Origin of the sequence: Nostoc sp. NZL, from assembly GCF_015714705.1 — a bacterium.
Lineage (GTDB): Bacteria > Cyanobacteriota > Cyanobacteriia > Cyanobacteriales > Nostocaceae > Nostoc > Nostoc foliaceum_A.
Window position 1 is genome coordinate 25,297 of the sequence record NZ_WBKL01000079.1, and the last position, 14,703, is coordinate 39,999.

Annotated in this window: 13 protein-coding genes and 1 pseudogene; 9 read left to right on the forward strand and 5 right to left on the reverse strand. The window is 43.4% G+C overall.

The window, feature by feature from the left end; all coding sequences use genetic code 11:
- Window positions 1-167 precede the first annotated feature (167 nt).
- The 3 genes from F8R90_RS11405 to prfC form a co-directional block, all read right to left on the reverse strand.
- Window positions 168-674, reverse strand: a complete 507-nt coding sequence (locus tag F8R90_RS11405) for an RNA recognition motif domain-containing protein (RefSeq protein WP_190892801.1) — start codon at window positions 672-674, stop codon at window positions 168-170.
- A 636-nt stretch (window positions 675-1,310) separates the two neighbouring features.
- Window positions 1,311-3,587, reverse strand: a complete 2,277-nt coding sequence (locus tag F8R90_RS11410; RefSeq protein WP_196510833.1) for a M48 family metalloprotease — start codon at window positions 3,585-3,587, stop codon at window positions 1,311-1,313.
- A gap of 108 nt (window positions 3,588-3,695) precedes the next feature.
- Window positions 3,696-5,324, reverse strand: a complete 1,629-nt coding sequence (prfC, locus tag F8R90_RS11415) for a peptide chain release factor 3 (protein WP_190892805.1) — start codon at window positions 5,322-5,324, stop codon at window positions 3,696-3,698.
- Between the two features lie 125 nt (window positions 5,325-5,449).
- Between prfC and F8R90_RS11420 the strand changes: the two genes are divergently transcribed.
- From F8R90_RS11420 to F8R90_RS11455, 9 genes and pseudogenes are all read left to right on the forward strand, one after another.
- Complete coding sequence (locus F8R90_RS11420) at window positions 5,450-5,809, forward strand: DUF4870 domain-containing protein (RefSeq protein ID WP_190892807.1); 360 nt, start codon at window positions 5,450-5,452, stop codon at window positions 5,807-5,809.
- Window positions 5,810-6,103: 294 nt separating this feature from the next.
- Window positions 6,104-7,084, forward strand: a complete 981-nt coding sequence (gene hemB, locus F8R90_RS11425; RefSeq protein WP_196510834.1) for a porphobilinogen synthase — start codon at window positions 6,104-6,106, stop codon at window positions 7,082-7,084.
- A gap of 9 nt (window positions 7,085-7,093) precedes the next feature.
- Window positions 7,094-7,480 carry a hypothetical protein gene (locus F8R90_RS11430; protein ID WP_196510835.1) on the forward strand — a complete coding sequence of 129 codons (387 nt, stop codon included), beginning with the start codon at window positions 7,094-7,096 and terminating at the stop codon, window positions 7,478-7,480.
- 228 nt (window positions 7,481-7,708) lie between these two features.
- Window positions 7,709-7,780 (forward strand): annotated as a pseudogene (locus F8R90_RS32830) (helix-turn-helix domain-containing protein); the annotation flags it as partial.
- Between the two features lie 679 nt (window positions 7,781-8,459).
- Entirely contained in the window at window positions 8,460-9,443 is a 984-nt protein-coding gene (locus F8R90_RS11435; RefSeq protein ID WP_190892814.1) for an alpha-ketoacid dehydrogenase subunit beta, read from the forward strand.
- A 126-nt stretch (window positions 9,444-9,569) separates the two neighbouring features.
- Window positions 9,570-10,982, forward strand: a complete 1,413-nt coding sequence (gene secD, locus F8R90_RS11440) for a protein translocase subunit SecD (RefSeq protein ID WP_196510880.1) — start codon at window positions 9,570-9,572, stop codon at window positions 10,980-10,982.
- Window positions 10,979-11,965 (forward strand): protein translocase subunit SecF, encoded by a 987-nt coding sequence (secF, locus tag F8R90_RS11445; protein ID WP_196510836.1) that lies wholly within the window; start codon window positions 10,979-10,981, stop codon window positions 11,963-11,965. Before secD ends, secF begins: the two co-directional genes overlap by 4 nt.
- 109 nt (window positions 11,966-12,074) lie before the next feature.
- Window positions 12,075-12,467, forward strand: a complete 393-nt coding sequence (locus F8R90_RS11450) for a hypothetical protein (RefSeq protein ID WP_196510837.1) — start codon at window positions 12,075-12,077, stop codon at window positions 12,465-12,467.
- A gap of 97 nt (window positions 12,468-12,564) precedes the next feature.
- Window positions 12,565-13,059, forward strand: a complete 495-nt coding sequence (locus F8R90_RS11455) for a GNAT family N-acetyltransferase (protein WP_196510838.1) — start codon at window positions 12,565-12,567, stop codon at window positions 13,057-13,059.
- Here the strand turns inward: F8R90_RS11455 and F8R90_RS11460 are convergent.
- Both F8R90_RS11460 and F8R90_RS11465 read right to left on the reverse strand, forming a co-directional pair.
- On the reverse strand, window positions 13,022-13,963 hold the full coding sequence (locus F8R90_RS11460; RefSeq protein ID WP_196510839.1) for a sensor histidine kinase: 942 nt from the start codon (window positions 13,961-13,963) through the stop codon (window positions 13,022-13,024). The two genes, F8R90_RS11455 and F8R90_RS11460, sit on opposite strands and share 38 nt — an antisense overlap.
- Before the next feature lie 98 nt (window positions 13,964-14,061).
- A complete protein-coding gene (locus tag F8R90_RS11465; RefSeq protein WP_190892826.1) occupies window positions 14,062-14,670 on the reverse strand; it encodes an L-threonylcarbamoyladenylate synthase in 609 nt (202 codons plus the stop codon).
- Window positions 14,671-14,703 lie beyond the last annotated feature (33 nt).

The following is a 14,703-nucleotide window of genomic DNA, read 5'->3' on the forward strand; positions in this document are numbered from 1 at the left end:
CGTTTGATTTTACTATGCGATGCCTAAGTTGGGCTGCGGCTACGCACTTACAAAATTAGCTGCAAGTTGTTTTTAATCAAGCAGCTAGGTGATAATCAACAATAATTAAAAATTAAAAATCAAAAAAAAATTCTGATTTTTAATTTTTAATCTCTTTCCCTTAGGGACTAATTCGTAGTTTGTGCAGCTAGCATCTGCTTCAGCTTTTCTAATTCCGAAGCCCAACGAGGATCTGGACGAATAGCGTCTGAATCGGTAGTTGTGGTGCTGTTTTCACGAGAACCTCCACCTCCACCACCGCCACGACGAGGCTTCTTAGAGCTTTTCTCGCGACGGCTACCTTCTCTATTAGGGGTAGGAGTGGGAGTACTACTAGCAAGAGTAACCGGTTTAGGTGCTTGCTCGTCGCCTTCTTCACCCTTTGTCCGAGGTAATGCTTTCTCTAGCTTAATCGGAGTGTCTTTGAACATCTGACCATTGTATTTTTCAATGATTTCGTCAGCTTGTTCGTCGTTGTTGACTGTCAGAAAACCAAAACCACGGCATTTGCCAGTTTTACGGTCTTTAATTAATTTAGTAGTTACAGCATCACCTTCTGCTGCAAAAACTGCTTGCAGATCCTGACGATCTATTTCTTCTTTAGGCAAATTACCTATATATAGGCGAATGGACATGAACTATACCTCCAGAGTTAAATGAACATGGCAAGGCAAGAAAACAATCACTTGGCTTTGGCTTTTAATTAAATAGATGCTATTGACCAAGACTGCCATCAACCAATTTTTTTGCTCGAAACTGTTAACCTATACAACAATACAGTTTTTCGTCGGGATCAAGCTTGTTTAATCCAAAGGCCCACTCTATGGTGAGCTAATAACACCTTAATTCTAAGAATTGTAAATTTAATAGCCTATTGCCTGCTAAAGTACACGCTTTTTTCCATGCCCTTTTTCGCAGAATCAAATACCATTCCTTACATTACCACGGTATTTTCTACGTAGCTAGTTTAGCGCATACATTTCCGACATTAGTATTATTGCATCGTAACATAAAACACATTTTTTTATTCAAGGGAGCATATTTTGAAACAAAAACCAGCCAGTGGCTGGTTATTTTCCTGCTGTGTTGGGAGGATAAAAAGGTATGGAGCGGGGGAAAAGCATCCAAATTTATAACTAAGCTGTAGTGCTGAGTTACATTGGCTGCTATTGTTTGTGTAAATAAATGTAACACTTTGAAAGAAAACCTGCAACTTTTGTTTACATTACGATTTTTCCTTTGTCAATCGTTTATTGTCTCCTGACTAATGACTAACCAGTGAGAAAAACATATGCGCCCCAAGCCTGTGCTGCAACTGCCAAAAAAGTAGACCAAATTGGATGCGGGCTATGAATCGTCTTACCACTTTGAGTTTCCAGAGTTTGGATATCGATCCAAGGTGTTGCTCCTCGCCGGAACCAACCTGTAACGATAATTTGCCTACCAATTAGATCCTGGTGATTGACTGACTGTCCTAGCCAAGAAACATGGTGTAATTTCACTAAACCTGCACTGGACTGGAGAATTAAATCTTGCGCTAGGGAGTTGCTAGTGCCTTGACGACCTAACAATTTTCCTACAAGACGCACACTGACGCTATCAATGGGTAAGGTAGAAGGGTCAGATAACAGGTTGGGTAAGTAGTCGTCAGTTTGCACAGTTGCAGGTTTAATATCAGGGAAGAAAGAATTAATCCGCATCACTGTACCGATGCTAAAGCCAATCAGAAGGCAGCCTGTAATGAAAGACCAATCTTCATATATCCACTTTAGATTTAAAAACTTGAGTGTGAATGCTAGTTGCCAGGTTAGCCAGACGAACGCTGCAAACAGAACCCCTAGAGGAATTCCCAACCAGGGAGCGATTTGTAACAAGAAAGACTGACGCTTAACCTTTGATGGTTCACTAGCAAAATGTAGTTCGGTGTCTAGATGCCAGTGACGGGCTATTTGACAGAGGCGTTCGATGCGATCGCCCATCAAAGGATGACTACTATTAATCGTAAACCATCGGCGATAGGGATTGGCAGTATCCCACTTCAAAAATGATTCAAAAGATAGATTGCTGGCAATAGTGCCCAAAGCTAGGCTCTGTTGGTGGCTCACTGGTGTTAGGAGATTTAAGCTTTCTAGTTGCCAACTAGTCTGTTCCTGTTTTTGGATATCAGCGGCAATTCCAATGGCGATTTTGAGTAAAGCGCGAATCAGGGCATTGGGATTACCAGTAATTTCAGATGCGACGCGATCGCTATAATAAAGCCGCAACCGCGACAACCACAATGCAGTCCCAGTCAGCAAACACCAAACTCCATAAATTAGACTAGCCAGAATTGTCACCGGCCAGCGCCAAATTTTCCCTGATATTTTGTCTCCCCACTCTGATACTTGCTGATATAGCTGATGAATTGGTAGTGTCACCAGCAGCAACAAAGACATCACAGCAAAATCCCAGTGAGCAATATGCCCTAACTGCGTAGCGTAAATAGTGGCGATTTCATCATCTGCCAGTTGCTCTAATAGACCTTGACTCACAACAATCCTGGCATTACGTGGTAGACTACCATAGGTCAGGATAATTGGTGCAGCCATTGGTAAAATCCGCAGTTTGGGTAATGGCCAGTGCCGCTGCTGGCAACAACGTTGTAACACCCGCACAGCTTCGCGGCTATGGGCATTCAATACATCTTTGGGAAATTCTCGCTGACCATACAAGTTTGCCAATAGCAGATCCAGCAACCAAGGTGATACTGCGATCAGAATCACCAATACTATTAGCAACAATTTAGTAGGGTCGCGGTATAAGAGCTGTAACGGCTCCAGATAAGGAAGTTTGACTAAAGTCTGGTTGATGAATCCCAATGCTAGCTTAAGCATTTCCCGCATCACCCAAAACAGGGCGATGAATGTCCCTGCTGTCAGCAACCGCAAAGGGATTAATTTCGGTTTACGTAGGGGTTGCCATGCTTTGGCACGTTGTGCTTGTCGCCAATAAATAACACCGAATAATTTAGCTTGGGTGCGGGTCACAGAACCCATGAAACCGCTTAAGGGCACAGATGCAGATGCTAGTGGTGGCGGTGGTGTCGCTACTGTAGCTTTGAGTCTACCTAGTGGTACCATCGGCGGGGTGTCGTCGCTCTTGGTCTCTATGACTTGATCTTTTGTCTGTTCCTCTAATGTAGAAGTTACCGGGGGAGTAACTGGGGGAGAAGCTGGGGTTGAATTATCAAAGGCAACAAATCCAGTTTCTACATTTTTTGATTCTTGATCGCGTTTTTTACGTTTTGTCAGGTGTTCGAGAGCGCGTTTTGCCCACTCTTGAACTTGCGGATTGTTACTCTCAATGAGATTCTGGGAAATAGCGATCGCTTTGGAGGCTTCGCCAATACGTGCATAAGCCATTACTAAACCAACCTGGGCTTGTAAGCTAGCAGTCGCATTACTTTGGCTGCTAGCAATAGGTTCTAGTTGAGCGATCGCTGTTTGGTAATTTCCCTGCTTGAGGGCAACTAAACCAGCCTCCAAAGACGGTTTGGCATGTGAAGGCATACAAATTCTGGCACTCCAATCTCTTCTAGGTGATCCACGTTTGTGCAAAAGCGCGAACCTCGGATGCCGTGGAAATCAACCGCGCCCAAGTTTTGCTTGTCAAGTGAATTATTCCTCCACTGGTTTTTGACTAGAAAATACTGGAGCGATCGCGCTTAATTTTAACTCTGGATGGTCGCCCAGTAACTGTTGACAATTCCATTCATTGCGGAATAGCAACACTGGTCGTTCCATACTGTCTTTAACTGTAGTGGTATTGAATATCCGTCCCACCTTTTCTAATGCTTCCCAACCACCCTCAACCCAACGGGCGACACTGTAGGGCAATAACTCTAATATGGTTTCTACACCATACTCGTTTTGTAAGCGAAATTGCACTACCTCGAATTGCAACTGACCCACCGCAGCCAAAATTGGATCGCGCTTGGCTTCATCAGTTGAATACATGATTTGTACAGCACCTTCTTCTCGCAATTCCGCAATGCCTTTTTGGAATTGTTTCGACTTCGAGGGGTTGGGATTCCTCAGAGACGCAAACAGTTCCGGTGAGAAGTACGGAATTCCCTCATATTCGAGCTTTTGCCCCGTGTAAATTGTATCTCCGATCGCAAAAACACCGGGATTGTTCAAACCGATCACATCGCCAGGATAAGCCACATCAATCGATTCTCGCTCTTGGGCAAAGAGTTTTTGCGGGCGAGACAGACGGATGAGTTTACCAATGCGGGCGTGATTCACCATCATATCTTTTTCAAACTTACCAGTGCAGACCCGGATAAATGCGACGCGATCGCGGTGCTTCGGGTCCATGTTCGCTTGCAGTTTGAAGACAAACCCCGAAAATTCCGGGTATGTAGGAGCAACTTCGCCAACACTGCTGTAATGAGAACCGGGTTTAAGGGCATAGTCGAGGAAGTACTTGAGGAATAACTCTACCCCAAAGTTAGTCATGGCGCTACCAAAGAACACAGGCGTCATTTTGCCTTCGTGTACCAACTGCAAATCTAGCTCTGGCCCAACTCCTTCTAACAGTTCTAAATCATTTTTCAGTTGGTAGTAGAGGTCTTTTTCTAGCTGTTCTTCTATTCTCGGATCACCTAACTCGACTATAGTATCACGGGCTTCTCGGCTACCGTGGGCGCTGCGTTCAAACAGGTGAATTTGTTGCATGTGTCGGTCAAAAACACCTTTAAAGCGATCGCCCATACCAATCGGCCAGTTTACCGCATAGGTTTGCAATCCCAGTTCTTGCTCAATTTCATCCAACAGTTCCAGAGGTTCCCTCCCTGGACGGTCAAGCTTGTTGACAAATGTAAAGATCGGGATACCGCGCAACTTACATACTTCAAACAATTTGCGAGTTTGGGGTTCCAAACCTTTTGCTGCATCAATCAGCATTACTGCATTATCGGCGGCGGCGAGAGTCCGATAAGTATCTTCACTGAAATCTTGGTGTCCGGGAGTGTCTAATAAATTTATTTGACAGTTCCGGTATTCAAATTGCAACACCGTGGAGGTAATAGAAATACCCCGTTGTTGCTCCATTGCCATCCAGTCAGAGGTAGCCTTGCGCTGTGCCCGTCGCGCCTTAACCGCCCCAGCTTCGTGAATTGCACCTCCGTATAGGAGCAGCTTTTCTGTTAGTGTAGTTTTACCCGCATCAGGGTGAGAAATAATCGCAAAGTTGCGGCGAAGTTCAACTGCTTGATGCAGTTCAGACTGAAGTTCAGTTGACATAACTGTATTTGTTTGTAACTTAACTTAATTTTTTTCTATTCTGGCAAGTCTTTTAATCTTAAGACAACGATGCTCGTGATAGGGTCGTAATATAATCAACAATCTAACTAAACTAGGAGAAAGGAATGTACGACACAGACAAGCGAAAGCTTCTATCCGCTTTGTCTCATGGAGCCATTTTTTTCAGCACCACGTTGGTATCTGTAGGTATACCTATAGCCATACTGTTCGTATCTGATGACCCTGTTGTTAAAGAAAACGCCAAAGAATCCATCAATTTCCACTTTAATGTCTGGCTTTATGGAGGAATTCTGGGAGCGCTATTTTTTCTATTAGGTTGGTTAGTGTTACCTCTATTAGTGCTGGGGCCACTAGCAGGTATCGGATATTTGTTGCACTGGGGATTAACAATTTGGGCACTCATCGGAGTTTTCAGCAATCCTGATATACCCTTTCGTTATCCCTACATTTTCCGATTTCTTTAGCACAAATGATGGTATTCGGTAATTTGAATTACCAACATCAGAAAAATTTTTTCCCTATTAGCCAATTTATGTAATTGCTTTGGTGGAATTTGCTATCTATGTTGTTTTTTTTCTAGTCCGTCGGATAGATGCAACCAAGCTGTAAAATACAAAATTGCCCTACAGCTTGATTAAGAGTAGGGCAAAAGACAGTTAAGCACTGTTTGTAGTCTGTCTGACGGCAGGAAAGTTTTAGCCTGCTTTTGTGACGCTTTGTTTTGTGTCCATTTGCGTTGTTTTTCTTCATAAAATTTTATGTTTCCTATACATCGCCCCCGTCGTCTACGTACTCATCCTCAACTGCGGCGGATGATTCGTGAAACTGTTTTGACAACAAGCGATTTAATCTACCCACTATTTGCCGTACCAGGTGAGGGAATCGCTAATGAGGTGAAATCGATGCCCGGAGTCTACCAACTTTCGGTAGATAAAATTGTCGAAGAGGCAAAAGAAGTTTACGACTTAGGAATTCCTTCCATTATTCTATTTGGTATTCCGGCTGATAAAGATGTGGATGCCACTGGCGCTTGGCATGATTGCGGTATCGTTCAAAAAGCAGCGACTGCGGTAAAAGCAGCAGTGCCAGACTTAATCGTAATTGCTGATACTTGTTTGTGTGAGTACACCAGTCACGGTCATTGTGGTTATCTGCAAGTTGGTGATTTAACAGGACGAGTTTTAAATGACCCAACTCTGGAATTGTTGAAAAAAACGGCTGTTTCTCAAGCGAAAGCCGGTGCCGATATCATCGCGCCTTCGGGAATGATGGATGGTTTTGTCCAGGCAATTCGTGTAGGTTTGGATGAAGCAGGATTTCAAGACACGCCGATTTTGTCTTATGCTGCTAAGTATGCTTCGGGATATTATGGCCCATTTCGGGATGCAGCAGACTCGACACCGCAATTTGGGGACAGAAGGACTTACCAAATGGACCCAGGTAACGCCCGCGAAGCAATTAAAGAGATTGAATTGGATATCGCTGAAGGTGCTGATATGCTCATGGTTAAGCCAGCTTTGGCATACATGGACATTATCTGGCGGGTGAAGGAAGCAAGTAACTTACCAGTTGCGGCTTACAATGTTTCCGGTGAGTATTCGATGGTGAAAGCTGCGTCTCTCAATGGTTGGATTGATGAGGAGCGGGTGGTTTTGGAAACTTTAACTGGATTTAAACGGGCTGGCGCAGACTTGATTTTGACCTACCATGCTAAAGATGCGGCGCGATGGTTAAAGTAGGGTGAGCCATTGAAAAGTAAGGATTTAGAAATCTCACGCAGAGGCACAGAGGCGCAGAGTTGTGTTTTGGTGGCTCGACGTGAGATTTTGTGTTTTGACTGTGATTATATCGCCAGCCTCAAAAAAGAAATTGAGAGTCTCCTCAATCAATACAAAGAACTTGAGCCAAAAATACGTGCTACTAATCCTAAATATGCAGGACTAAAATATCCTGACCCTCTGAAATTAACTCAAATTCAGCAACAACTAGATTCAGATACCCTGCTATTGCAATATTCCTTGGGTAAAGAACATAGCTATCTTTGGGTTGTCACTCCCAATTTTCTTGATACTTATGAACTACCCGGACAGGAAAAGATAGAGAATGCCATAAATGATTTCGTCAATCGCTATTAAATAGAGCTTCTGATCAAACCCTCAAAGCAGCAAAACAACTTAGTCAAATCATCCTCGCACCTGTCGCTAACAACTTAAGAAAAAAACGTTTAGTAATTGTGGCTGATGATGCTTTGGAAAATATACCTTTAGCTGCGTTAACTAACTTAACCTCTCAAGAATCTTACCAACCCCTACTAGTAAATCAATTTAATAAAACTATTTTATATTTTCCAGGGGAGCATGAATATGGATATGCAAGTCCTGAGAGAGCGTGCAGGACTTAGCCGTGCAGAGGTTGCCTTCAGGCTTCTATGCAGTTAATAGCTTGCTCAGTGAAGGATTAGTAGATATTTTATTTTGTGTAAAGACTTCAAAAAACCTATAAAATCTAACTTAGGTATGTAGATTTTTGTATTTGCAACTTCTAATGTAGGTTGCGTTAGTTATGTTAGTAACATAATGTTTCTCAGGTATTGTGCGTTAGACCTACCGTAACGTAACAGCACATCTATCTGTGTATGACAGCAGTTGCTTATGCAGCCTCTCCTATAGAGTTAAAGTTTTGCGTTTTATTTTGCTCCACCTTCCTTGTGATTTTGCTTACTCCAGTGAGGAGAGTTCCGCCTCTATCACTGGTTGAATTTCCTAAATTTCTCACGCCTGATGTGGAGAAAATCAGTAAGGTTCCCTTATCCGTTTGATAATGCATTTCCGAGATATGGATTGCCTAGCTTTAAGGGTAATTTCGAGTTTGGACAACAGTTTTGATATAGTTATCTCGGCAATTACTCTCTGCTTAGGGGCAAAATAGCAATTAAACAGACAGCACAAGAGATGGGAAATAACAAAGAATCTAGAAAGAACTTTTTTACCTTTTCTCTCTGTGTCTGAGGCGGTTCATTTAAAAAAACCAATCTCTAACTAGTGCGATCGCTCACGGTATTTGCGACAGCAGCACGATAAAATTCTAAAACCATAATCGTAGTAAAAGGTCTAAATGGCAGAAACACTATTCTTCAACGCCTTACGGGAAGCCATTGATGAAGAAATGGCACGTGATTCCAGCGTATTCGTTCTCGGTGAAGACGTAGGACACTATGGCGGTTCCTATAAAGTTACCAAAGACCTGTACCAGAAATATGGCGAACTCCGCATTCTAGACACCCCAATCGCTGAAAATAGCTTTACTGGGATGGCCGTGGGAGCAGCAATGACTGGGTTGCGTCCCATAATTGAAGGCATGAATATGGGCTTTTTATTGTTGGCCTTCAACCAAATATCCAACAACGCTGGGATGCTGCGCTATACTTCTGGCGGTAACTTTAAAATTCCGATGGTAATTCGGGGCCCTGGAGGTGTGGGACGGCAGCTAGGCGCAGAACATTCCCAGCGACTAGAAACTTACTTCCAAGCTGTGCCAGGGTTGAAGATTGTTGCCTGCTCCACACCAAGAAACGCTAAAGGACTACTGAAATCCGCTATCCGCGATGATAATCCGGTGTTGTTCTTTGAACACGTTCTGCTTTACAACTTGAAAGAAGATTTACCAGAAGAAGAATATTTACTACCTCTGGATAAAGCAGAAATGGTTCGTGAGGGTAAAGATGTCACAATTATTACTTATTCCCGAATGCGGCATCATGTGCTACAAGCCGTAAAAACTCTTGAAAAACAAGGATACGATCCAGAAGTTATCGATTTAATATCTCTCAAACCATTAGATTTTGATACCATTGGTGCATCAGTAAGAAAAACCCATAAAGTCATTGTTGTAGAAGAATCCATGCGAACTGCGGGTATTGGAGCAGAAGTTATCGCCTCAATAAACGATCGCTTATTTGATGAATTGGATGCGCCAGTATTGCGGCTTTCTTCGCAAGATATTCCCACACCTTACAACGGCAATCTGGAACGACTAACAATCATCCAACCAGAACAAATAGTGGAAGCTGTGGAAAAAATGGTAGCTTTGCGGGTTTAAAAGTTAAAACTTAAAAGTTAGGAGTGAGGAGTTAAGAATTTAATATTGAATTTACAACTCCTAACTCCCAACTCATAACTCCATAAAAGAGCGCTATTATAGCCTTTGTCAGTTGCGAGTTATGGTATGCAAAGACAGCGATCGCTATTAATTTTGATTTTAGTCCTGATAATCGCCGCGATTACGGTGATTGCCACAATTCCGATACCTCTTGGGCTGGACTTGCGCGGAGGCTCACAGCTAACTATTCAGGTGAAACCATCAGCGGAAGTTCCCCAAATCACCGAACGAGAATTGGAAGGTGTGAAGAAAGTTGTCGAAGGTCGGATTAATGGTCTGGGTGTTTCTGAGCCAGTCATCCAAACAGTCGGCGCAGATAAAATATTGGTGCAACTACCAGGGGTCAATAATCCAGAGCAAGCTGAACGGGTGCTAGGAGGTACGGCGCAGTTAGAATTTCGCACCCAAAAGCCGAATACAGAAACCCAACTGTTTGCTTTTCAAGCATCTAGAGCCGAATTGAAAGCCAAGCAAGAAGAGTTAAGAAAGAGTACCGACAAAGCAGCAATTGTCAAGAATCAAGAAGATTTACAGAATAGCAATCAAGCGATCGCTGAATTGTTTGAAAGCACCAATCCACCGCTAATTGGCAAATACCTCAAGGATGCCTATGGTGAACCCACTCAAGGTAACAATTGGAATGTTGCCATTCGCTTCGACCAACAGGGTGGTCAACTGTTCGCGGATTTGACAAAAAATCTCGCCGGGACTGGACGGAGCATTGGTGTTTTTCTAGACAATGAACTGATCAGCGCTCCTACTGTGGGTATAGAATTTGCCGCTACTGGTATTACTGGTGGCGCTGCCGTAATTACAGGAAATTTTACCGCACAGCAAGCCAATGACTTAGGTGTGCAGTTACGCGGTGGCGCATTACCGGTACCGGTGGAAATTGCGGAAATTCGCACTGTTGGGGCAACCTTGGGTAAAGACAGTATTACTAGCAGTATCTACGCTGGTATCGGTGGTCTGACTTTAGTATTAGTATTTATGGTAGTGTACTATAGACTACCAGGACTAATTGCCGATGTAGCACTATTGATTTACGCCTTGCTGACCTGGGCTACCTTTGCTTTGTTGGGTGTCACTCTAACTCTGCCAGGAATTGCCGGTTTTATCCTTAGTATTGGGATGGCGGTGGATGCAAATGTACTAATTTTTGAGCGGACACGGGAAGAATTGCAAGCAGGCAAATCCCTGTATCGTTCTGTAGAATCTGGTTTTTACCGAGCCTTTTCCAGTATTTTAGATGGCAACGTGACTACAGTCATTGCTTGTGCTGCACTATTCTGGCTGGGGGCTGGTTTGGTGAAAGGCTTCGCCCTAACTTTGGCTTTGGGTGTAGCCGTGAGTATGTTTACAGCAATTACCTGTAGTCGCACCTTGATGTTTTTAGCAATTACAATTCCCGCACTCAAGAAACCAGAACTTTTCTGTCCAAACCTGCCAAGATCAAATAAGGCAGAGGTGGCTCAATGAAACTAAGTATTAACAAATCGCGATCGCTTTGGTGGGCTATTTCTAGTGCCGTCATTCTGGCTGGTATCATCTCAATGGTGATTTCTTGGCAAAACCCGAACATCAAAGCACCTCTACGTCCCAGTTTAGATTTTGTCGGTGGTACACGATTGCAGTTTGAACGGGATTGTACCAAACCCGGTAACTGCGACCAGCCAATTGATATCAATGTCGTCCGGGAAGTGGCTAAAGCTCAGGGGTTGGGTGATAGCAGCATCCAAATTGTCGCTGACAAAGGCACTGGTGCAGAAAATGGTATACTAATCCGCACAAAAAACTTGGATCGTGAACAGCGTACCAATTTGCAAAATGCCTTAAGTGAAAAAGTCGGTACTTTTGACGAGCAAAAAAATCAATTTGACACCGTTGGCCCAACTCTGGGGGCAGAACTGTTTAGGTCTGGGGTAATAGCTCTAATAGTTTCCTTTGCAGGCATCATAATCTACTTGACCTTCCGGTTCCAGTTAGATTATGCAGTGTTTGCGATCGTTGCGCTATTACATGATGTCTTCATCACGGCAGGGATTTTTTCGATTTTGGGTTTAGTACTGGGTACTGAAGTAGATAGCCTGTTCATCGTTGCTCTACTGACAATTACAGGTTTCTCAGTCAACGATACAGTAGTAATTTACGATCGCATTCGGGAAACCCTCAAGATAAATCCCAACCAAGCGATCGCTGACATTGTGGATGATGCAGTTAACCAAACTTTAGGACGGTCAATCAACACGACCTTTACTACGATGCTGTCATTGTTTGCTATCTTTCTGTTTGGCGGCGAAACTCTGAAAAACTTTGCTTTAGCTCTAATTATTGGCTTTACAGCGGGGGCTTATTCAAGTATTTTCATCGCCAGTACTCTTCTAACTTTGTGGCGAGAGCGTAATGGTCAAACAAGCGTGGTAGTCAGTGGTGAATCGATTGATACATCTGCTGGTAATTAGTCATTGGTCATTGGGTATTGGGCATAGGTTATTCTCCTTGTCCCCCTCATTCCCAATCCTGCGGGAAGTTAAAGCTACATCTTCCTCATCCCCTACCTTCCCATAGCCTATGGATCAATCCGAACACTCGTCAATAACTGACCCATCCTTTGCTCAACAAGTACAAAGATTACACAAGTTGACAACATATGGCAGATGGCTTTTTGTGGGCTGTTTATGGCTCACCATTGCACCTGTTAGCTTGTGGGGTCTACGTGCAGAAATTTCTCTGTGGCAACAATATTTTACCTGGGTAGCGGTGCGATATGGACTTTTCTATCATCCACTGTCTACCTTCGGTTTAGCATTTTGTATTGGGATGACTGCTGCTGTTTTAGTTTGGCAAAGTCGGAATATTCTACTCGGACTACCACAACAGGAAAAACAACGTTTAGAAAAACAAGTTTATCGGATACGTCAGCAGGGGCCAACTCATCCTCTATGGAAGTGGGTTTGCCATTAAACTTTCTTTCTCGTTGCATATATATGTACACGTACAGCAATTTCTAGCAAAATATGACTTAACGATACAAAGATATTGCCAAAAGTGGATGCCATACATGAACGAATCTCAGATTCAATTTAGCGAACAGATCCGTTGCGCCAAAGGCGAACGCAAGTCTGAAATTGACCTTTATCAACTTCAAGAGCTGTTAAACGTTTCAGCTTTCTGGGCAAAGGGACGCAGTATTGAGGATTTAGGTATAGCCATTGCCAACAGTGAACCAGTAATTTCCGTCTACGATCACGATCGACTTATTGGCTTTGCTAGAGCAACATCTGATGGCATATATCGCGCCACAATTTGGGATGTTGTGATTCATCCAGAGTATCAAAGTAGTGGGCTGGGAAGCAAGTTAGTAGAAACCGTTTTGAGTCATCCCCGCATGCGGTGGGTTGAGCGCGTTTACCTGATGACTACTCACCAGCAGGGTTTCTACGAAAAGATTGGTTTTCAACCCAACACCACCACTACGATGGTGCTACACAACCTAGTTAACCCTGCTTTTGTTTCTGCTACAGAAGTTCAGCTTCAGGAATCACTAGGGGGATAGAGATTTTTAGTCTGGTAACCTGCTGAGGCGTTTCCTTCGTAATGGTCGAGGGCATAATTTCTAACTTTCCTCCCATAACTTCCACTAAAGTCTGATTGATCAATAACCTCATTCCTGGGGAAAGAGCAGCGTTTCCTTGATCAACCTGGGTCGGCTGATCTTCAGATTTCATCAAATTAATCGGCTCGCTCCAGGGTATGGCATGGGTTGGTACATCCAACCAAATATTGACAAAATTATTTGTAGGTTGGATGCTGCTGGAAATACAGATACTGCCTTCCTCCATTTGAGTAATGGCAGTGTCTATTAAACTTATCAATATTTGGCGGAGCCAGAGGTAATCTGCCAAAACATAAATTTCTGGATCGGCGGGTAACAATTGCAAGGGAAAATTGCGATTTGCCGCCAGCATATAAGTTAAATTATGAACCTCTTCTAAAACTTGGGCTAACGGTCTGGGCTGAATATCTAATTTATTGGTACCATGTTCCGTTCTAGCAACGGTAAGAAGTTCATCCATCAGCTTGAGCAGTTTCAGTGTTCGCTCATGAGCTTGGGCAATAAATTCTCGTTCTTCAGCTGGATCTTCACATAGATCCGACAAAATTAACTGATGTAAGCCAATCAAACCATTGAGGGGCGATCGCAATTCATGGGTAGTCCGCGCCAAAAAACCAGCTTTAAACTGGCTCATTTCTCTTGCCATTTGGTATGCCAGCTGCGTTTGCTGTAGCTGTTGCGATATTGGTGGCATATCTTCTTGATCTAATGGCGCTACTGGAGATGAGCTAGATGAAACATTTGACGATGCCTGCGGCGGGCGTAGCCATCGCGCAAATAACTGACGGAAAACCATACCTAGTGCTATTCCTGCTCCTAGATATATCCAGTTGCTCCAATTCATAATCTGGCAATTATTAACTTGTTAATTGACCACAACAGCGCAAACTAAAATTCCAGATTTCTCTGTTGTTAAAATCAGGAAAACAACATTATAACTACCTATATTTGGTTATCACTCGAAATATCTAACTTTATCGCACCTTGCCGCAAAATCTGCCAATTTGTTCCTGTCCATTTAGCAACAGTGGAAGGTACACCCATTCCCGACATTTCACCCTGGTATTCTGTCGTTGCTAGAGTTAGAACCTTGGGAAACTGAACCTCAATTTCTGCCATCGTTTGCAAAGGCGGTTGACCAGAAAAATTGGCGCTAGTAGTAGCAAGAGGGCCTGTTTGCGCCAAAATAGTTTGTGCGATCGCACTGTTTGGTACTCGAATGCCAATTGTTGTCGGGTCGATGGGGTTCATAAATTTTGGCACACGATCTGAAGCTGGTAAAACTAATGTCAGCCCTCCTGGCCAATATTTATCTGCTAGTTCTTGCCAAACTTTATACTCGTTCTCACTACCTTTAACATACAGCCACAAATCTTCAGCACTAGCAGCCATCAAAATCAAGGGTTTGTCTTGACTGCGTTGCTTCGCCGCAAAAATTAATGCTGCTTTTTCTGGTATAGCTGCAAGTGCCGGAACAGTATCTGTGGGAAAGCTGACCAAAACACCAGCGCGTGCGCCAGCTATTAGATTTGTTAAAGAAACTTGTGTCATTTTTATAGAGTTAACAGTTAGGAGTGAAGAGTA